Origin of the sequence: Bradyrhizobium macuxiense (assembly GCF_001542415.1) — a bacterium.
Classification (GTDB): domain Bacteria; phylum Pseudomonadota; class Alphaproteobacteria; order Rhizobiales; family Xanthobacteraceae; genus Bradyrhizobium; species Bradyrhizobium macuxiense.
The window spans coordinates 43,728-61,779 of record NZ_LNCU01000092.1; the positions used below are offsets into that span (position 1 = coordinate 43,728).

Annotated in this window: 17 protein-coding genes and 1 pseudogene; 6 read left to right on the top strand and 12 right to left on the bottom strand. The window is 65.0% G+C overall.

Annotated features, from left to right (window positions below):
- A pseudogene (locus AS156_RS27755) lies at positions 1-459 on the top strand (PLP-dependent aminotransferase family protein); the annotation flags it as partial.
- A 25-nt stretch (positions 460-484) separates the two neighbouring features.
- Here AS156_RS27755 and AS156_RS27760 read toward each other — a convergent pair.
- The 4 genes from AS156_RS27760 to AS156_RS27775 all read right to left on the bottom strand — a co-directional run bounded on the left by AS156_RS27760 (position 485) and on the right by AS156_RS27775 (position 5,115).
- Positions 485-1,204, bottom strand: a complete 720-nt coding sequence (locus AS156_RS27760; RefSeq protein WP_066511299.1) for an RraA family protein — start codon at positions 1,202-1,204, stop codon at positions 485-487.
- Between the two features lie 234 nt (positions 1,205-1,438).
- Positions 1,439-2,314, bottom strand: coding sequence for a CDP-diacylglycerol--serine O-phosphatidyltransferase (gene pssA, locus AS156_RS27765; RefSeq protein ID WP_066511519.1), 876 nt, complete (start codon positions 2,312-2,314; stop codon positions 1,439-1,441).
- Positions 2,315-2,393: 79 nt separating this feature from the next.
- Positions 2,394-3,254: a phosphatidylserine decarboxylase gene (locus tag AS156_RS27770; protein WP_283807946.1), complete on the bottom strand. Its 861-nt coding sequence runs from the start codon at positions 3,252-3,254 to the stop codon at positions 2,394-2,396.
- Complete coding sequence (locus AS156_RS27775) at positions 3,148-5,115, bottom strand: ABCB family ABC transporter ATP-binding protein/permease (protein ID WP_136626471.1); 1,968 nt, start codon at positions 5,113-5,115, stop codon at positions 3,148-3,150. Before AS156_RS27775 ends, AS156_RS27770 begins: the two co-directional genes overlap by 107 nt.
- Positions 5,116-5,350: 235 nt before the next feature.
- Between AS156_RS27775 and AS156_RS27780 the strand changes: the two genes are divergently transcribed.
- Positions 5,351-5,956 (top strand): LOG family protein, encoded by a 606-nt coding sequence (locus tag AS156_RS27780; protein ID WP_066511305.1) that lies wholly within the window; start codon positions 5,351-5,353, stop codon positions 5,954-5,956.
- 178 nt (positions 5,957-6,134) lie between these two features.
- On the opposite strand, the gene AS156_RS27785 is transcribed toward AS156_RS27780, so the two are convergent.
- The 4 genes from AS156_RS27785 to cysS all read right to left on the bottom strand — a co-directional run bounded on the left by AS156_RS27785 (position 6,135) and on the right by cysS (position 10,137).
- Positions 6,135-6,512 carry a VOC family protein gene (locus tag AS156_RS27785; RefSeq protein ID WP_066511308.1) on the bottom strand — a complete coding sequence of 126 codons (378 nt, stop codon included), beginning with the start codon at positions 6,510-6,512 and terminating at the stop codon, positions 6,135-6,137.
- 111 nt (positions 6,513-6,623) lie between these two features.
- Positions 6,624-8,222, bottom strand: coding sequence for a citramalate synthase (cimA, locus tag AS156_RS27790; protein WP_066511311.1), 1,599 nt, complete (start codon positions 8,220-8,222; stop codon positions 6,624-6,626).
- Complete coding sequence (locus AS156_RS27795) at positions 8,219-8,725, bottom strand: GNAT family N-acetyltransferase (protein WP_066511317.1); 507 nt, start codon at positions 8,723-8,725, stop codon at positions 8,219-8,221. Before AS156_RS27795 ends, cimA begins: the two co-directional genes overlap by 4 nt.
- Positions 8,722-10,137, bottom strand: a complete 1,416-nt coding sequence (gene cysS / locus AS156_RS27800) for a cysteine--tRNA ligase (protein ID WP_066511319.1) — start codon at positions 10,135-10,137, stop codon at positions 8,722-8,724. Before cysS ends, AS156_RS27795 begins: the two co-directional genes overlap by 4 nt.
- Positions 10,138-10,433: 296 nt before the next feature.
- On the opposite strand from cysS, the gene AS156_RS27805 reads away from it, so the two are divergent.
- Positions 10,434-10,742, top strand: coding sequence for a hypothetical protein (locus tag AS156_RS27805; RefSeq protein ID WP_066511321.1), 309 nt, complete (start codon positions 10,434-10,436; stop codon positions 10,740-10,742).
- A gap of 149 nt (positions 10,743-10,891) precedes the next feature.
- Complete coding sequence (locus tag AS156_RS27810) at positions 10,892-12,067, top strand: DUF2865 domain-containing protein (protein ID WP_066511324.1); 1,176 nt, start codon at positions 10,892-10,894, stop codon at positions 12,065-12,067.
- Between the two features lie 144 nt (positions 12,068-12,211).
- Here AS156_RS27810 and AS156_RS27815 read toward each other — a convergent pair whose 3' ends face one another.
- From AS156_RS27815 to AS156_RS27825, 3 genes are read right to left on the bottom strand one after another with little or no spacing between them, the layout of a single operon-like run.
- Positions 12,212-13,963: an NAD+ synthase gene (locus AS156_RS27815; RefSeq protein WP_066511326.1), complete on the bottom strand. Its 1,752-nt coding sequence runs from the start codon at positions 13,961-13,963 to the stop codon at positions 12,212-12,214.
- Positions 13,964-14,008: 45 nt separating this feature from the next.
- Entirely contained in the window at positions 14,009-14,362 is a 354-nt protein-coding gene (locus AS156_RS27820; RefSeq protein ID WP_066511327.1) for a diacylglycerol kinase, read from the bottom strand.
- Between the two features lie 15 nt (positions 14,363-14,377).
- A complete protein-coding gene (locus AS156_RS27825; protein ID WP_066511329.1) occupies positions 14,378-15,766 on the bottom strand; it encodes a class II 3-deoxy-7-phosphoheptulonate synthase in 1,389 nt (462 codons plus the stop codon).
- A 152-nt stretch (positions 15,767-15,918) separates the two neighbouring features.
- On the opposite strand from AS156_RS27825, the gene AS156_RS27830 reads away from it, so the two are divergent.
- Positions 15,919-16,845: an alpha/beta hydrolase family protein gene (locus AS156_RS27830; protein ID WP_066511332.1), complete on the top strand. Its 927-nt coding sequence runs from the start codon at positions 15,919-15,921 to the stop codon at positions 16,843-16,845.
- A gap of 294 nt (positions 16,846-17,139) precedes the next feature.
- On the top strand, positions 17,140-17,424 hold the full coding sequence (locus tag AS156_RS27835) for a hypothetical protein (protein WP_066511334.1): 285 nt from the start codon (positions 17,140-17,142) through the stop codon (positions 17,422-17,424).
- Between the two features lie 95 nt (positions 17,425-17,519).
- Here AS156_RS27835 and AS156_RS27840 read toward each other — a convergent pair whose 3' ends face one another.
- A complete protein-coding gene (locus AS156_RS27840; RefSeq protein ID WP_066511521.1) occupies positions 17,520-17,723 on the bottom strand; it encodes a DUF2934 domain-containing protein in 204 nt (67 codons plus the stop codon).
- Positions 17,724-18,052 lie beyond the last annotated feature (329 nt).

Consider the following 18,052-nt stretch of genomic DNA (forward strand, 5'->3'; position numbering starts at 1 on the left):
GAGCCGCTGGCCGCTCGATTTGCCGACGTGGCGACGTGCCTTGCTCCCGCCCCGGGGCCGTCGATACAGCTGACCGTTGCTGAGTTCATGCGCGAAGGGCACTACATGCGTCATTTGCGGCGCACGAAGCGCTTCTATCGCGACAAGCGGGATGCGCTCACGACTTGCTTGCGCGCCTGGACCAGCGACGCGCCGGGCGCCGGTCTGGCGGTCATGTTGCCGCTTCCCGAGACGACGAACGATATCGAGGTCGCGAAACAGGCGCTTGTCTACGGGCTCGCACCCGCGCCGATCTCCCCCTGGTTCATCGCACCGGAGCGGATGCGACCCGGCCTGTTGCTCGGCATCGCGACAGCCCCCGAGCACGGCCTTCAGACGGCGTGCGAACATCTGTTCGACGTCATCCAGCGCATCGGGGCGCAGACGTCTGGCCACGCCCCGAAGTCCATGGCGCGATAAGACGCGCCGGCCGCGCGCTGGCGCGTCAGTGGATCTCCGACGAGCGCTTCAGCGCGTCCTTCAGCTTCTCGAGCGTGAAATCCTTGGAGCGCGCGATCTCCAGGATCGGAGCCTCGCGGCGACCGCAGAGCTCGGCCGCCTCGGGCAGCCTTGCCGCGACCTCATAGGGGATCACGATCGCGCCATGGCTGTCGGCGTGGATCAGATCGTCGGAGCGCACCGTCATGCCGGCGACGCGGACTTCACCGCCAAAGCTCTCCGCATGCACCCAGGCATGCGACGGGCCGATCGAGCCCGCCAGCGCCTGGAAGCCCGGCGCCCATTGCGGGGTGTCGCGGATCGAGCCGTCGGTGATGACGCCGAGACAGCCGAGCGCCTTGTGCACGTTGCTCTGCACCTCGCCCCAGAACGCGCCGTAGCCGACATCGGGTCCATCGATGTCCTGGATGACAGCGATGCGCGGACCGGCGCCGGTGCCGACATATTCGTAGTATTCGATGCGGCGCCTCGACTGCTCCTCGGCCGGAAGGCCGGATTTCAGCACCGAGCGGATCGTCGCGGTGCGGGCGTAGCCGACGATCGGCGGCAGGGTCGGAAACGGGCAGACCAGCGGCTTCACCGTGAAACCGATCAGCCGGCGCTCCGGCGCCACGAGCTCCATCGCATTGCAGATCGTCGGCGTGTCATAGCGCGCCAACGCTTCGAGGACGGACGAAGGCAGCGGTGCGGAAGCAGATGTCGTCACGGCGTTTCTCTCCTGATTTTTGGCATTCGCGGGCCGGTCTCAGCCTATAGCCGAGATCGCGCGCGAACCCAACCGTGGGACGCTCATGGCTGATATTTGGGAGACGCGAAGAGTGGTTGTCTTTGCTCACTCGTCATGCCCGGGCTTGACCCCGGCATCCGCGTCTTCACTTGCCGCTCGAAAGACGTAGATGTCCGGGTCAAGTCCGGCCCTGACAGAGAGCGAAGGTGTGCCTCAATTCAATCTTGCCGGACGATTGTCCTGATCCGGGCTCGCGGTCGGCGGGGTGTAAGGCGACGCTGACGTCGGCGCGGGCGCGCTCGCCGCTTGCGTCCGCGCGGCGAGAGCGCGATCCTGGTCGCGATACGACTTCCAGCCCCACGGCAGGCTGATCAGATAGAGCACCGAGCCTGCCGACAGGATGTGCCAGGGATAGCCGATCAGCAGCGCAACGAAGAACACCACGGCGACGAACACCGGCAGCACCATCTCCGGCGGCACGCGCATCTTGACCGTCTTGCCGGAGAACACCGGCAGCCGCGACACCATCAGGAACGCGATCAGCAGCGTATAGAACGCCGTCAACGTCGCGGGCGGCATCGGCACGCCGAGGAAGGCGAGATAGATCGGCAGCAGCACCGTGATCGCGCCGGCCGGCGCCGGCACACCGGTGAAGTAATTGGCGGCGAAGGCCGGCTTGTTCGGATCGTCGATCGAGGCGTTGAAGCGCGCCAGCCGCAGGCCGCCGGAGATCGCGAACACCATCGCGGCAATCCAGCCGCCATTGTTCAGTTCATGGAGCTGCCAGAAATACAGGATCAGGCCGGGCGCGACGCCGAAATTGACGAAGTCAGCGAGGCTGTCGAGCTCGGCACCGAATTTCGACTGGCCCTTGATCATGCGCGCGACGCGGCCGTCGATGCCGTCGAGGATCGCGGCGAACACGATCGCGGCGACCGCAAGCTCCATCCGCCCTTCCGTCGAAAGCCGGATCGCGGTCAGGCCGGCGCAGATCGCCAGCAGCGTGATCATGTTGGGCACGAGCATGCGCACCGGGATCGGGCGGAACCGGCGGCGGCGAAGCTCGGAAGCGTCGTGGTCTGTTGGCATCATGGCTTGTTAATATAGCAAGCGCGCCGCGGCTCCGCCAATGCAGCGGAACCCGGCCGATCTGCCTCAAAAAACACAGTTAATCGGCGCGGAACGTCCGTCCGGGGTCACCGCCGTGGAAATCCGCCAGAATCGTCTCGCCGGCGATCGCGGTCTGCCCTTCCGAGACCAGCGCCTTGGTGCCTTCGGGGAGATAGACGTCGAGCCGAGAGCCAAAGCGGATCAGGCCGAAGCGCTCGCCGGCACCGATCGACTGTCCCTCCTTGACGAAACAGACGATGCGCCGCGCCACCAGCCCTGCGATCTGGATCACGCCGACCCGGCCGTTCGGGGTCGAGATCACGAGCGAGTTGCGCTCATTGTCCTCGCTCGCCTTGTCGAGCTCGGCATTGATGAAGGCGCCGGGACGATAGGCAATACGATCGACGCGGCCGGCCACCGGGCTGCGGTTCACGTGACAGTTGAACACGCTCATGAAGATCGAGACCCGCGGCAGCGGCTTGTCGCCCAGACCGAGTTCGGCCGGCGGCAGCGCCTGCACCACCATGGACACGCGGCCATCGGCCGGCGACACCACGATGCCGTCGCGCACTGGTGTCACGCGCACGGGATCGCGGAAGAACAGCGCACACCAGACCGTGAGCAGCGTCCCGATCCACCCCAGTGGGGTCCAGATCCAGAACAGGATCAGGCTCGCCAAGGCGAAGCCGCCGATGAAGGGATAGCCCTCCGGGTGGATCGGCGGGATCTGCGCACGGATGGAATTCGCGATGGACATCAGAGCTCGCTGAGGTTCCCCGCCCCTTCGGCGGGAGATCGGCGCCCTACTTCCTCTATTCCGCGGCGCTCGGCAAGGGTTTCTCGACCGCCACGGCCGCGGATTCCTGTGCCGGCTCGACAACGGACGGCGGCTGGCGATTGGGCGCCTCGGCGTCGTCATCGATCTGCGCGAGCCTCTCGCGGGCCTCCTCGGCCTCGCGCTGCCGGTTCCACATGCTGGCATACAACCCGCCCGCGGCCAGAAGCCGCGCGTGGGTGCCGCGCTCGGCAATCCGGCCCTGATCCAGCACGATGATCTCGTCGGCGCCGACAATGGTCGAAAGCCGGTGCGCGATCACGAGCGAGGTACGATTGCGCGAGACGCGCTCCAGCGCGTCCTGGATCTCGGCCTCGGTGTGGCTGTCGAGCGCGGAGGTCGCTTCGTCAAGCACCAGGATCGGCGGCGCCTTCAGCACCGTGCGCGCGATCGCGACGCGCTGCTTTTCGCCGCCTGACAATTTCAGGCCGCGCTCACCGACCTGGGTCTCATAACCCTTCGGTGACATCCGGATGAAACCGTCGATCTGCGCCAGCCGCGCCGCCTCTTCCACGTCCGCATCGCTGGCGTCCCAGCGGCCGTAACGGATGTTGTAGCGGATGGTGTCGTTAAACAGCACGGTGTCCTGCGGCACCATGCCGATCGCGGAGCGCAGCGAGGACTGCGTCACGGACTTGATATCCTGGCCATCGATCAGGATCCGGCCGCCGGACACGTCATAGAGGCGGAACAGGAGCCGCGAGATCGTCGACTTGCCGGCACCGGAGGGGCCGACGATGGCGACCGTCTTGCCGGCGGGCACCTCGAAGCTGAGGCCCTTCAGGATCGGCCGGTCAGGTTCGTAAGCAAAGCGGACATCCTCGAAACGCACGCTGCCTGCGGACACCGCAAGCGGCCTGGCGCCCGAAACGTCCGTCACCTCGGGATCACGCGCCAACACCTCGAACATCTTCTCGATATCGATGATTGCCTGCTTGATCTCGCGATAGACCATGCCCATGAAATTCAGCGGCTGGTAGAGCTGGATCATCATCGAGTTGATCAGCACGAAATCGCCGACGGTGTGGGTGCCCTTGCGGATGCCGAACGCGCACATCAGCATCGTCGCGGTGAGACCCACGGTGAATATGATCGCCTGCCCAGTGTTGAGGACCGCGAGCGAGGTATAGGTCTTCACGCTGGCCTGCTCGTAGCGCTCCATCGAGCGGTCATAGCGCTTCGCCTCGCGCTCCTCGGCGCCGAAATATTTCACTGTCTCGTAGTTGAGCAGCGAGTCGATCGCCTTGGTGTTCGCCTCGGTGTCGGAATCGTTCATCTTGCGGCGGATCTCGATCCGCCACTCGGTCGCGATGTAGGTGTAATACATGAACACGACGACGGTGAGCAGCACGGCGAGCACGTAGCGCCAGTCGAACTGCCACAGCAGCACTGCCGCCAGCAGGGTGACCTCGACGATGGTCGGGATCAACTGCAGGATCACCATCCGCACGATGGTCTCGATGCCGGTGCGGCCGCGCTCGAGGATGCGGGTCAGGCCGCCGGTCTTGCGTTCGAGATGGAAGCGCAGCGACAGCTCGTGCATGTGCACGAACGTGATGTAGGCAAGCCGCCGCACCGCATGCATGGCGACGCGCGCGAAGATGCCGTCGCGCCACTGCGTCAGCACCGCCATGATGATGCGCACCGCGCCGTAGCTGATCGTCATCAGAAGCGGCGACGCAATCAGCCACAGCATCCAGTTCGAAGATGCGACCGGTGCCGAGCCGGCGCCGTTCAGCGCGTCCACCGCCCATTTGAAGGTGAAGGGTACCGACAGCGTCGCGAGCTTCGCGAACAGCAGCAGCACCACCGACCAGACCACCCGCATCTTCAGATCGGAGCGATCGCCGGGCCAGATGTAAGGCCAGAGATGAACGAGAGTGCCAACCAGCGTCGCCTTCTCGGCCGCCTGGTTCGCGGCCGACGGCGCCTCGACGGCGGGCATATGCGGGTGCGGGGGCGACATCAGGCGACCGCCCGGGCCGGGGCGGCACGCCGGCTCGCCGTCACATCTTTTCCACGGTTTGACATTCTGGCCGTCATATAGACCGTTTGAATGCGTCGTACAGACTTGTGACGAAAATCTTTCGCGATTCGCGGGAATTTACGGGATTTTTTGGCTCTCAATCCCCATATCCCACTCTTGACCCTTTTTACGCTGCAGTGCCACAAAGGATCGTATGAACCAAATCAAAACCGTCTGTGTCTATTGCGGCTCCGGCCCCGGTAACAATCCCCGCTTCGTTGACGCTGCCGTCGCGCTCGGCAAGAGCTTTGCCGAGAACAACGTGCGCTTGGTCTATGGCGGCGGGTCGATCGGCCTGATGGGCGCGGTTGCCAAATCCACGCTCCAGCATGGTGGCTCCGTCACCGGCATCATTCCGGAATTTTTGCGGGCGCGCGAGAATGCGCTGACCTCGGTTCAGGAGATGATCGTCACGCCCGACATGCATGAACGCAAGCGGCTGATGTTCGAGCGCTCGGATGCGTTCATCGCGCTGCCCGGCGGCATCGGCACGCTGGAAGAGCTGGTCGAGCAATTGACCTGGCAGCAGCTCGGTCGTCACCACAAGCCGATCCTGCTCGCCAACATCGACAATTTCTGGGAGCCGCTGCTCTCGCTGCTGAACCACATGCGCACGACCGAGTTCATCCGCCCGACGCTTCCGATCAACGTGCTGATGGCCGACCGCGTCGACGAGATCCTGCCGCGGCTACGCTCGGCGGTCGCGCGAACGCCGGAGGCTGCGAAGGAGCTCGCGCCGGAAGTGGCGCGGAAACTCTAAGCGAGAGCCCTTCGCGACCGTTATGGTTCGCCCAACTCCTTACTCCGTCATGCTGGGGAGGCTGCGCAGCAGCCGTCTCGAAGCACGACGGCCCAGCTGGTGGCCGTTCGCCCTTCGAGGCTCGCTTCGCGAGCACCTCAGGACGACGGATCAAGGTGCGCGCCAGCCCAAACGAACATCACTCGCTCGGAAATGTCACCGCCTCGATGCGGTTGCCGTCGGGATCGAGCACGAAGGCTGCATAGTAGCGGACCCGATCATGCGGGCGAAGGCCCGGAGCTCCGTCGGAGCGACCGCCCGAGGCAAGCGCGGCGGTATGGAATGCATCGACTTCAGCGGTGGTCTTCGCGCGCAGGCAGATGTGCGTGCCGCTCTCGTGCGGTACCGCTGCCATCGATGCGCGCAGATTGATCCAGAATTCCGGATAGGCCTTGCCGTAGCCGATCGTCGCGGGCCGGGTGACGAGCCGTGTCAGGCCGAGCGCGGCCAGTGTCGGCTCATAGAACCGTGCGGAGCGTTCGAGATCGGAGACACCGACGGAGATGTGATCGATCATGGAAGTCCCTCTCTCCCCGGTCATTGCGAGGAGCGAAGCGATGAAGCAATCCATGCCGCAGCGTACGCGGAGAGATGGATTGCTTCGCTTCGCTCGCAATGACGGCGTTACTCACGTCGGCGCGCCCGATTTCACCAGCTTGTAGACCAACGAATCCATCAGCGCCTGGAACGAGGCATCGATGATGTTCGGCGACACGCCGACCGTGGTCCAGTTGTCGCCGGTCTCATCCTCGCTCTCGATCAACACGCGCGTGACCGCCTCCGAGCCGCCATTGAGGATACGCACGCGATAGTCGATCAGCTTCAGGCCATCGATGTATTTCTGGTACTTGCCGAGATCCTTGCGCAGCGCGACGTCGAGCGCATTCACCGGGCCGTTGCCTTCGGCGGCCGAGATGAGCCGCTCGCCGTCGACATCGACCTTCACTACGGCGAGCGCCACCGTGACGCGCTGGCCGTTGGCGTTGTAGCGCTGCTCGACATTGACGTCGAACTGCTCGACCTCAAAATACTCCGGCACCTTGCCGAGCGTACGCCGCGCCAGCAGCTCGAACGAGGCGTTGGCGGATTCATAGGCGAAGCCCGCCGCCTCGCGCTCCTTCAGTTCCTCGACAAGGCGCGTCAGCCGTGGATCGCTCTTGTCGTAGGCGATGCCGGCACGATCGAGCTCGGCCATGACATTGGAGCGGCCGGCCTGGTCGGACACCAGCACCTTGCGGTGGTTGCCGACCGATTCCGGCAGCACGTGCTCATAGGTTTGCGGATCCTTCAGCACCGCTGAGGCATGGATGCCGCTCTTGGTGACGAAGGCGCTCTCGCCGACATAGGGCGCATGGCGGTTGGGCGAGCGGTTCAGCATGTCGTCGAGCGTGCGCGACACCTTCATCAGCGTCGCCATCTTCTCAGGCGTCACGCCGATCTCAAACTTGTCCGCGAATTCTTGCTTCAGCCGCAAGGTCGGGATCAGCGAGCACAGATTGGCGTTGCCGCAGCGCTCGCCGAGGCCGTTGAGCGTGCCCTGGATCTGCCGCGCGCCGGCGCGCACCGCGGCGAGCGAATTGGCCACCGCCTGCTCGGTGTCGTTATGGGCGTGGATGCCGAGATTGGCGCCCGGCACGTGCTTGATGACATCGCCGACGATGGTCTCGACCTCGTGCGGCATGGTGCCGCCATTGGTGTCGCACAAGACAACCCAGCGCGCGCCGGACTCGTAGGCGGCCCTGGCGCAAGCCAGCGCGAAGTCGCGGTTCTCCTTGTAGCCGTCGAAGAAGTGCTCACAATCGACCATCACCTCGCGGCCGATTGCCTTGGCGGCCGCGACACTGTCGCGGATCGAGGCGAGGTTCTCTTCATTGGTGGTCTCGAGCGCGACGCGGACTTGGTAGGCGGAGGATTTTGCGACGAAGCAGATCGCATCTGCCTTGGCGTCCAGGATGCCGGCAAGGCCCGGATCGTTCGAGGCCGAGCGACCGGGTCGTCGCGTCATGCCGAACGCCGTGAACCGCGCGTGGTCGAAGGCAGGCTTCTTGCTGAAGAATTCGCTGTCGGTCGGGTTGGCGCCGGGATATCCGCCCTCGACATAGTCGATACCGAGCTCGTCCAGCATCTTGGCGATCACCTGCTTGTCCTGCAGCGTGAAGTCGACGCCGTTGGTCTGCGCACCGTCGCGCAGCGTGGTGTCGAACAGATAGAGGCGTTCGCGGCTCATGCGTGGCCTCCCGGGGTCGCAACACCGTCGAGCGTCTTCTGCATCGTGGTGTTGGCGAGCCATTCGCCGTTGATGGTCACTGAATTGCGTTGTTGCGCGACGTAGCCGCGCTTGCGGAAGAAATCGAGCGCGGTGTCACTGGCATCGACCTTCAGGATCTTGGTGCCGCGCGCGCTCGCGATCTTCTCTAGCGCGTCGCACAGCGCAGCCCCGACACCCTGCCCGACCGCGCTCGGATGCACGTAGAGCATGTCGATATGATCGGCGCCCTTCAGCGAGGCGAAGCCGACCGGCGCGCCCTGCAGCGTTGCGATCAACGTGAGCTGGCCGCCGAGCTTCTTGCCGAAGGCCGCCTCATCCTCGGCGGCCATCGCCCAGGCTTCCTGCTGCGCCTCGCTGTAATCGTCGCCGGTCAGATCCGTGATCGAAGCCGCGAAGATCGCCGCGAGTATCGGCGCATCTTCCGGCAGGAACGGACGCAGTGGGGGGGCGGAACGGCTCATCGCGCAACCTCCCAGGTCGTCATTGGCTTGCCGTCGGCATCCTTGCCGTCCTTGATCACCACACCCATGGCGGCAAGCTGATCGCGGATGCGATCCGACTCCTTGAAGTCCTTGCGCGCGCGAGCCGCGGTGCGCTCAGTAATCAACGCATCGACCGCATTGGCGTCGACACCGCTCGCCGCTTGCTTGCGCCCCTTCCACGCGGCTGCGCTCTCCGACAGGAAGCCGAGCAGCCGTAGCGAACCGGCCAGCTCCTTGCGGCTCTGTTCGCTGGTCGACGCAGCGTTCCGCAGGCCGTGCAGAACGGCCATCGCCTGCGCGGTGTTGATGTCGTCGTACAGCGCTTCGATCATCGGCGGCGACGGCGCGCCAGGTTCGGCATCGGCCGCGACCGCATACCAGTCGTCCAGCGTCCTCGCGGCCTCTTCCGCACTCTTCAGCGTCCAGTCGAGCGGCGAACGATAATGCGTCCGCAACATGCTCAGGCGCAGCACCTCGCCCGGCCAATCGGCCAGCAGATCGCGGATCGTGAAGAAGTTGCCGAGCGACTTCGACATCTTCTCGCTCTCGATCTGCAGGAATCCGTTGTGCATCCAGACATTGGCCATGCGGTCGGAGTGGAAAGCGCAGCAGGTTTGCGCGAGCTCGTTCTCATGGTGCGGGAACACGAGGTCGATGCCGCCGCCATGGATGTCGAACTTCTCGCCGAGATGCTTCCAGGCCATTGCCGAGCACTCGATGTGCCAGCCGGGCCGCCCTTCGACCGCGATGCCGGCGGGTGACGGCCATGACGGTTCGCCCGGCTTCGACGGCTTCCACAGCACGAAGTCGGTGTTGTCGCGCTTGTAGGGCGCGACGTCGACGCGGGCGCCCGCGATCATCTCGTCGAGCGAGCGCTTCGACAGCGAGCCGTAGCGCGGCAGCACCGAATTGGCCGCGTTCATCGCCTGCGGCGAGAACAGCACGTGGTCCTCCGCGACATAGGCGAAGCCGCCGGCAATCAGCTTTTCGATGATCGCACGCATCTCCGGGATGTGCTCGGTCGCACGCGGCTGCACCGTCGGCGCCAAGCAGCCCAGCGCGGTGACGTCGTCCTGGTACTGCTGATAGGTCTGCTCGGTGACCTTGCGGATCGCCTCGTTCAGGGGCACGCCGGGATAATCCCGCGCGGCGCGGACGTTGATCTTGTCATCGACGTCGGTGATGTTGCGGACATATTTGACGTGGCCGGCGCCATAGCGATGGCGCAGCACGCGGAACAGCACGTCGAAGACGATGGCGGCGCGGCCGTTGCCGATGTGGGCGAAGTCGTAGACCGTCGGTCCGCAGGCATACATGCGGACGTTATCGACATCGAGCGGCACGAAGGGCCGCTTTTCCCGGGTCAACGTATCGTAGAGGCGCAATTCCATGGATACCGGTCCCTTGCGGCCGGGCGGTCCAATGATCTCAGGGTGATTGAGAAAAGACGGCCTCAGCCAGCGAATCGCTAGCTAATAATCTCGCGGCAAATGCTGCAGATGGCGAGGAGGCTGTTCATGGTTCCACCATGTCTCATGGCCCCTTTGTGCCGTCAAGGGGATGTTTTGGGATCGTTTGCGGCACTCAAGCCCGCGAAAGTCGCACCAAGCCCCTCATGGTTAATCATTATTAAGAATTTGGGCGTATCCGGTGGTCTTGCGGATTTCACCCGATTCACCGACGCACCATGCGGCTCATTTCAGCATTCGTTGCCTGCACGCCCCTCCTCACCGCTTCGGCCGCGCTGGCCGACAGCCGGGTCTTCATCATTGCCAACCAGGCGGACGGCTACGGCGTCGACCAATGCCTGGCCCGCGGCGACAGATGTGGTGCCTACGCCGCCCGCGCCTATTGCCAGTCACGCGATTTTGCACAGGCCACCAATTACCGCCGCGTCGATCCCGACGAGATCACCGCTGCGATTTCGGGGGCGGCCGGCGACAAATGCAGCGGAAATGGCTGCGGCGAATACGTCGCCATCACGTGCCAGCGCTGAGCCCGCGCCAAGCGACTGGTCGGGCCGGGCTTTTGCCACATCGGCGCCCCGGAAACGACGTGACGCTGCCCCGAGAAAAGGCTATTGCAGGCCGCCTTGGCCGCGCTTCGGCGTTTGCTCGCCGCGCGGCATCGTTCTAATGGCCGGATATGCCCAAGACCTCCGATCTTCGTTTCCCCCGATGGCTTTTGACCTGCGCGCTGCTTGCCGGTATTGCCCTGCCCGCCTCTGAAGCGTTCGCACAGATGAATCCGGGCCCGCCCGGACCGCCGCCGCAACAGCCTCAGGCCAACCCGATGTGCGCCCGGCTCGAAGGACAACTGGCGACGATCGATCGCGGCGGCGGCTCCGGCGACCCGGCGAAGGACGAGCAAATCCGGCGCTATCAGGAGGCCGCAACCCGGCAGCAGGGCGAGCTCGATCGCGTCACGGCGCAGGCCCGGCGCATGGGCTGCGACAGCTCCGGCTTTTTCTCGCTGTTCAATAACAACTCGGCGCAGTGCGGTCCGGTCAACAACCAGATCCAGCAGATGCGCGCCAATCTCGACCAGATCACTGCCAACCTGGAGCAGCTCCGCACCGGCGGGCTCGGCGGCGCCGACCGCGAGAACCAGCGCCGCTCGGTGCTGACCGCGCTCGCGCAGAACAATTGCGGCCCGCAATATGCCGCCGCAGCCGCGCGCGGCCCGGGCAACTTCCTGAGCAACCTGTTCGGCGGTGGAGGCGGCGGCGGTGGCCCTGACGTCAACCAGTTGCCCCCGCCCGCCCCCGAATACGGCGCGCAGTCCGGCACCTACCGCACCGTGTGCGTCCGCACCTGCGACGGCGCCTATTTCCCGATCTCGTTCGCGACCGTGCAGGCGCGCTTCGCCGATGACGAGCGAGTCTGCAAGGCGCAGTGCCCCGCCGCGGACGCGAGCCTGTTCGCCTACCGCAATCCCGGCGAAGACATCAACCAGGCGGTGTCGATCAGCGGCCAGCCCTACAGCTCGCTGCCGAACGCCTTCAAGTATCGCAGCGAATTCAACCCGTCCTGCTCGTGCCGGGCGGCAGGCCAGAGCTGGGCGGATGCACTGAAGGGCGTCGACGACAGAGCCAGCGCCGAGCAGGGCGACATCGTCGTCACCGAAGAGAGCGCGCGGAAGATGCAGCAGCGGGCCCAGCAGCAGGCGACGAAATCCGGCAAGAAGGGCGCGCCGGCAGCGGCGCAGCAGCAGCAACCGGCCGCGGCTGACGCGACGGCTCCGGCCGCACCGTCCGGCGACAGGCAGATCCGCACGGTCGGACCAACCTTCATCGCGCCGAGTACTGCGCCGAAGCACTAGATCTTTGTTTTGACGCGTTTTCTTCACGCGAACCGGTATCCACTTCGCTCGAAAACGCTCTAATCTTCGCGTGGCTTCCCGGCTCGGCGAGCACTCCCCCGCAAGCGGGCGGGCCAGAAGTTTGATCGCAAGCGCCAGTCAGCCTCAGCCCTCGAACGCTTCCGCCGATGCGCGGCTCGTCCGCGTGACAAGCTTGTCGTCGGGCTCGGGCAAGGCCTTGCCCGGATCGCGGAAGCGGTTGGTGATGGGATAGCGGCGGTCGCGGCCAAAGTTCTTGCGCGTGACCTTGACGCCCGGTGCGGCCTGCCGGCGCTTATACTCGGCGATGTTAAGCAGGCGATCAATGCGCGTCACCACATCGCGCTCAAAACCGGCGGCGATGATGGTTGCCAGCGGCTCCTCGCGCTCGACGAGACGCTCGAGGATCGCATCCAGCACCTCGTAGGGCGGCAGCGAATCCTGGTCGGTCTGGTTCTCGCGCAACTCCGCGGTCGGCGGACGCGTGATGATGTTGACGGGGATCACCTCGCCCGACGGCCCGAGCGCGCCGTCCGGCTTCCAGGAATTGCGCAAGCTCGACAGACGGAACACTTCCGTCTTGTAGATGTCCTTGATCGGGTTGAAGCCGCCGTTCATGTCGCCATACAGCGTGGCGTAGCCGACCGACATCTCCGACTTGTTGCCTGTCGTCACCACCATGGCGCCGGTCTTGTTGGAGATCGCCATCAGCAGCGTGCCGCGGGCGCGTGCCTGCAGATTCTCCTCTGTGATGTCGCGCTCCAGCCCTTCGAACACCGGCGCGAGAATTTTCTCGAAGCCGTTGACGGCGTCGGCGATCGGCAGCACCTCGTAGCGGATGCCGATCGCGGCCGCGAGCTTCGCCGCATCGTCGAGCGACACCTGCGCGGTGTAGCGAAACGGCAGCATGACGCCGCGCACCTTGTCGGCGCCGAGCGCATCCACCGCGATCGCCGCGCACAGCGCGGAGTCGATGCCGCCGGAGATGCCGAGCAGCACGCCCGGAAAACCGTTCTTGCGGACATAGTCGCGCAGCCCGAGCACACAGGCCGCGTAGTCGGCCTTATCGCCTTCGACGAGCTCGGCGATTGGGCCGTTGCAACGCCAGCCGTCCGGCGTCTTGTGCCAGGACAATGTGGTGATGTTCTCCTCGAACGCCGGAAGCTGCGCGGCGACCGAGAGGTCCGCGTTCAGCGCGAACGAGGCGCCGTCGAAGATCAGCTCGTCCTGGCCGCCGATCTCGTTGAGATAGACCAGCGGCAGCCCGCTCTCGGTGACGCGCGCGACCACGATCGAGAGCCTGAGGTCGGTCTTGTCGCGCGCATAGGGCGAACCGTTCGGCACGATGAGGATTTCGGCGCCGGTCTCGGCCAGGCACTCGACGACGTTCTCGTATTCCTCTGATTCCTCGAGCCAGATGTCCTCGCAGATCGGCACGCCGATCCGCACGCCGCGCACAGTCACCGGGCCCGACGCCGGGCCGCGCGCGAACAACCGCTTCTCGTCGAATACGCCGTAGTTCGGCAAGTTGGCCTTGAAGCGCAGCGCAGTGATCCGGCCCTCATCGAGCAGCGCGCAGGCGTTATAGAGCTTGTCGTCCTCGACCCAGGGCGTGCCGATCAGCATGGCCGGGCCGCCATCGGCGGTGTCGCGCGCCAGTTCCTCGATGGCGCCGCGGCAGGCCGCCTGGAACGCCGGTTTCAGGACCAGATCCTCCGGCGGATAGCCGGCGATGAAGAGTTCCGAGAGCACTACCAGATCGGCCCCGTCGGCCTTCGCCCGTTCGCGCGCGGCGCGCGCCATCGCGGTGTTGGCGGTGACGTCGCCGACCGTCGGATTGAGTTGCGCCAGGGTGATCTTGATCTGTTGTTCGCTCATATTCTTAAGTTGTCCTGCGCGAGAGCAAACTTCAATCGGTGGGAATCAGAACACGCCCATGCGTTCGGCGAGGGCGAACAGCCAGAACAGGCCAGCCATCACCAGGGCCACCCCGACGGCGGCCGAGCCCATGTCCTTGACCCGCCCGATCTGCGGATCGTGGTCGGTGGTCAAGCGGTCGGCGAGCTTCTCGATCGCGGTGTTGAGCAGCTCGATCACCAGCACCAGCACCACGGTCGCGACCAGCTCGACCCGGCGCATCACCGTGGCGCCGACCAGCCAGGCGAGCGGCAGCGACAGCACCAGCGCCACCACCTCCTCGCGAATCGCCTGCTCCGAGCGAATGGCAAATGCCAGCCCGTTGCGCGAGTTGATGGTGGCCCGCCAGAACCTCAGCAAGTCACAGCCCCCAGATCACAACCCTGCAGCGGCCGGCATCGGTTTGACCTTGCCTGCGCGCTCCTGCTTGAGCAGCTCGGCGATCAGGAAGGCCATGTCGATGGACTGTTCGGCGTTGAGGCGGGGGTCGCAGACCGTGTGGTAACGGTCGTTGAGGTCCTCGTCGGTGATGGCGCGGGCGCCGCCGATGCACTCGGTGACGTCCTGCCCGGTCATCTCCAGATGCACGCCGCCGGCATGCGTGCCTTCGGCGCCATGGATCGCGAAGAACGACTTCACCTCCGACAGCACGCGATCGAACGGCCGCGTCTTGTAGCCAGAGGTCGAGGTGATGGTGTTGCCGTGCATCGGATCGCACGACCAGACGACGACCCGCCCTTCCCGCTGCACCGCGCGGATCAGGCCGGGCAGATGATCGCCGACCTTGTCCGAACCGAAGCGGTTGATCAGCGTCAGCCGTCCCGGCTCGTTGTCGGGGTTCAGCACATCGATCAGCTTCAGCAACTCGTCCGGCTTAAGCGACGGACCGCATTTCAGGCCGATCGGGTTCTTGATGCCGCGGAAATATTCGACATGGGCGTGATCAAGCTGCCTTGTGCGGTCGCCGATCCAGATCATGTGGCCCGAGGTCGCATACCAGTCGCCGGTCGTGGAATCGACCCGCGTCATCGCCTGCTCGTAGCCGAGCAGCAGCGCCTCGTGGCTGGTGTAGAAATCGGTCGCGCGCAGCTCGGGATGGCTCTCGAGGTCGAGGCCGCAGGCGCGCATAAAGTTCAGCGCGTCGGAGATGCGGTCGGCCAGCTCCTTGTAGCGGCGGGACTGCGGCGAATCCTTAAGGAAGCCGAGCATCCACTGATGCACGCTGCCGAGATTGGCAAAGCCGCCGGTGGCGAACGCGCGCAGCAGGTTGAGCGTCGCCGCCGACTGGCGATACGCCATCAACTGGCGCTGCGGATCGGGGATACGCGCTTCCGCAGTGAAGGCGATGTCGTTGACGATGTCGCCGCGATAGCTCGGCAGCTCGACGCCGTTCTGCTTTTCGATCGGCGACGAGCGCGGCTTGGCGAACTGGCCGGCGATACGGCCGACCTTCACCACCGGCAACGCGCCGGCGTAGGTGAGCACGACCGCCATCTGCAGCAGCACACGGAAGAAATCGCGGATGTTGTTGGCGCCGTGCTCGGCAAAGCTCTCGGCGCAGTCGCCGCCCTGCAGCAGGAAGGCCTCGCCTGCGGCGACCCGCCCCAGCGCCTTCTTCAGGTTGCGCGCTTCGCCGGCGAACACCAGCGGCGGAAAGGTCGCAAGCTGCGCCTCGACATCGGCCAATGCCTTGGCATCGGGATAATCGGGCACCTGCACGACCTTCTTGGCGCGCCAGCTATCGGGTGTCCACCGCTCGGACATGACGTCAACTCCTGAGCAAAAACCGCAACTTAATCCACGGTTGAGGAAAGGCCCGGGTTATACACAGGCCCTCCCTCTCCCGCTAGAAGGATTCCTGCAATTCCGTCAATCTCTTGCAGGAAAAGCCGAATTCGCATTTGTTAGACCATACCATGAATGCTCGGGTAAATGCCGTGGCCGGGGCCGCGCCGGACGATGTTTTCAGCGACGACATCGTCGTGCCCGCCCTCGACGGCTACCCGCTTGCCGCGACCCTGTTCCTGCCCCGCGGCGTCAAGCGCCACGCCATCCTGATCAACTCGGCGACCGCCGTCCCCCGCCAATTTTATCGCGGCTTTGCCGGCTACCTCGCCCGCCGCGGCGCCGCAGTGCTGACCTACGATTACCGCGGCACCGGCGACAGCAGGCAGAAGGCGCCGACCGGCACCAACCGCCCGAAATCGCTGGCCGGCTTCAACGCCACGATGGCCGACTGGGCCGCGCTCGACGTCACCGCCGCCGTGAGGTGGATGCGCGAGCGCTACCGCACGCTGCCGTTCGGCTATGTCGGCCACTCCTTCGGCGGCCAGGCGCTCGGTCTGCTCGCCAACAACACCGAGATCCCGCGCGCGCTGCTGATCGCCTCGCAGGCCGCCTATTGGAAGCTGATGGCCTCGCCGGAGAACTACCGCGTCGTCGCCTTCATGAACGGCGTCGGCCTGCCGCTGACGCGCGTGCTCGGCTACGCGCCGGGCTGGGCCGGCCTCGGCATGGACCTGCCCAAGGGCGTGTTCGAGCAATGGACGCGCTGGGTGATGTCCCCGCGCTACCTGCTCGACGATGCCACCCTCACCGCACGCGAGAACTTTCCGAACTTCAAGGGCGCGCTGCGCGCGATCAGCGTGACCGACGACAGCTGGGCGACGCGGCCCGCGGTCGAATTGTTGTGCTCGGCCTTCACCGCCGTGACACCGGAGATCATCTCGATCAGCCCCGTCGATGCCGGCGTGAAGAAGATCGGCCATCTCGGCTTCTTCCGCAGCGAGCACCGCGATGCGCTGTGGCGCGGTGCGGCGGAGTGGATCGAGGCGGAGGGCTGAGCCACAAGCTCCACCGTCGTCCCTGCGAAAGCAGGGACCCATACTCCGCGGCGGATGTTGTGAGAGGGACTCGCCGTTCCAGCAATGCTCAACAATAACCATTTGTGGTTATGGGTCCCTGCTTTCGCAGGGACGACATTGAGTGTGTGTTGAACCGCCGATGAATCATGCATTCGCGTTCTCGCGACATGAGAATCTTGCCAATTGAAAGCCGGGAGCCGACAACGATACCACACGGGCCGGAGCGTTCAGGTAAACCGATCAGATCATCCCCTGCAAGCTACGGTCATTTCGATGAAGTATGTTGTTCTCGTGCTTCTGCTCGCGACCACACCGGCGATGGCGTGCTCGTTCGATACGGATTGTCGGCCGGGCAGTCAGTGCCTGAAGGAGTCCGGAGACGTCTACGGGGTCTGCGCCGGGGGCCTGTCTCCCGGCAACGCCAACGATCGGCAGCCGATCTCGTCCCCGCTCGACGTCAATGGGACCTATGGCAACACCTGCTCGTTCGATACCGATTGCGGTCCCGGAAGCCGTTGCGTCAAGGATGCTTCGATCCACGGCGTCTGCATGAGATAGCCCCTCCCAGTGACCTCACTCCTCCCGGACGGCGGTTGCGGCATGGCCTGTCTTGGTGCCCCGTTCCATTGCGGGAGACGCGTCTCCCCTTGCGGCTATTGAATCGAAGTGGGCATGCGATGGCCGTTCATCTCGGGCCGCTCCTCGCCACGAGCAGTCTCGCCGTTGGCGGCCTTACGCGCGAGCAACTCCTTTTCCGCCTGATACCAGAGGACATCCATTTGGCCGTGCGGTTCGCCGGCAGCCTTCCAGAGCTCGTAAGCGCGGCTTCGGATCTCCTGCTCGGTAGGACCTGTCATGGGCGGCTCCCTCATCCAATTCGTTTGAGAAAATGGAAACGCTGCCGTATGTGCCGCAGCCTATCCTGCCGCGCTTTTGCGTCGGGAACACCCGGGGCCGCCGCGCGGTTCTTGGTATGTCAATCAAACTTCCAGGCCGGCGCTGGGTTCCTGGACCACAATGTCGCCAGCAGACAGGTGAGCGTAGCACAACCGTACCGCGCAAGCATCCCGCAGAACTTTACGCTTCAAGGGCGCGCCAAATACCGCTGTCCCAAAATGCATCGCCGCCGGCTTGGCCCGTCGGTGCGGAGAACAGTGGGTCGCGGTGAATAACTATATAGAGAAGT

Coding starts and splice junctions, on each gene's coding strand:
- AS156_RS27840 (WP_066511521.1), bottom strand. CDS start 17,723: ATGACAGGTCCTACCGAGCAGGAGATCCGAAGCCGCGCTTACGAGCTC.
- AS156_RS27795 (WP_066511317.1), bottom strand. CDS start 8,725: ATGAGCCGTTCCGCCCCCCCACTGCGTCCGTTCCTGCCGGAAGATGCG.
- AS156_RS27780 (WP_066511305.1), top strand. CDS start 5,351: ATGAACCAAATCAAAACCGTCTGTGTCTATTGCGGCTCCGGCCCCGGT.
- AS156_RS27785 (WP_066511308.1), bottom strand. CDS start 6,512: ATGATCGATCACATCTCCGTCGGTGTCTCCGATCTCGAACGCTCCGCA.
- pssA (WP_066511519.1), bottom strand. CDS start 2,314: ATGCCAACAGACCACGACGCTTCCGAGCTTCGCCGCCGCCGGTTCCGC.
- AS156_RS27805 (WP_066511321.1), top strand. CDS start 10,434: ATGCGGCTCATTTCAGCATTCGTTGCCTGCACGCCCCTCCTCACCGCT.
- AS156_RS27815 (WP_066511326.1), bottom strand. CDS start 13,963: ATGAGCGAACAACAGATCAAGATCACCCTGGCGCAACTCAATCCGACG.
- AS156_RS27835 (WP_066511334.1), top strand. CDS start 17,140: ATGAAGTATGTTGTTCTCGTGCTTCTGCTCGCGACCACACCGGCGATG.
- AS156_RS27825 (WP_066511329.1), bottom strand. CDS start 15,766: ATGTCCGAGCGGTGGACACCCGATAGCTGGCGCGCCAAGAAGGTCGTG.
- AS156_RS27770 (WP_283807946.1), bottom strand. CDS start 3,254: ATGACGACGCCGAGGCGCCCAATCGCCAGCCGCCGTCCGTTGTCGAGC.
- cysS (WP_066511319.1), bottom strand. CDS start 10,137: ATGGAATTGCGCCTCTACGATACGTTGACCCGGGAAAAGCGGCCCTTC.
- AS156_RS27810 (WP_066511324.1), top strand. CDS start 10,892: ATGCCCAAGACCTCCGATCTTCGTTTCCCCCGATGGCTTTTGACCTGC.
- AS156_RS27830 (WP_066511332.1), top strand. CDS start 15,919: ATGAATGCTCGGGTAAATGCCGTGGCCGGGGCCGCGCCGGACGATGTT.
- AS156_RS27775 (WP_136626471.1), bottom strand. CDS start 5,115: ATGCCCGCCGTCGAGGCGCCGTCGGCCGCGAACCAGGCGGCCGAGAAG.
- cimA (WP_066511311.1), bottom strand. CDS start 8,222: ATGAGCCGCGAACGCCTCTATCTGTTCGACACCACGCTGCGCGACGGT.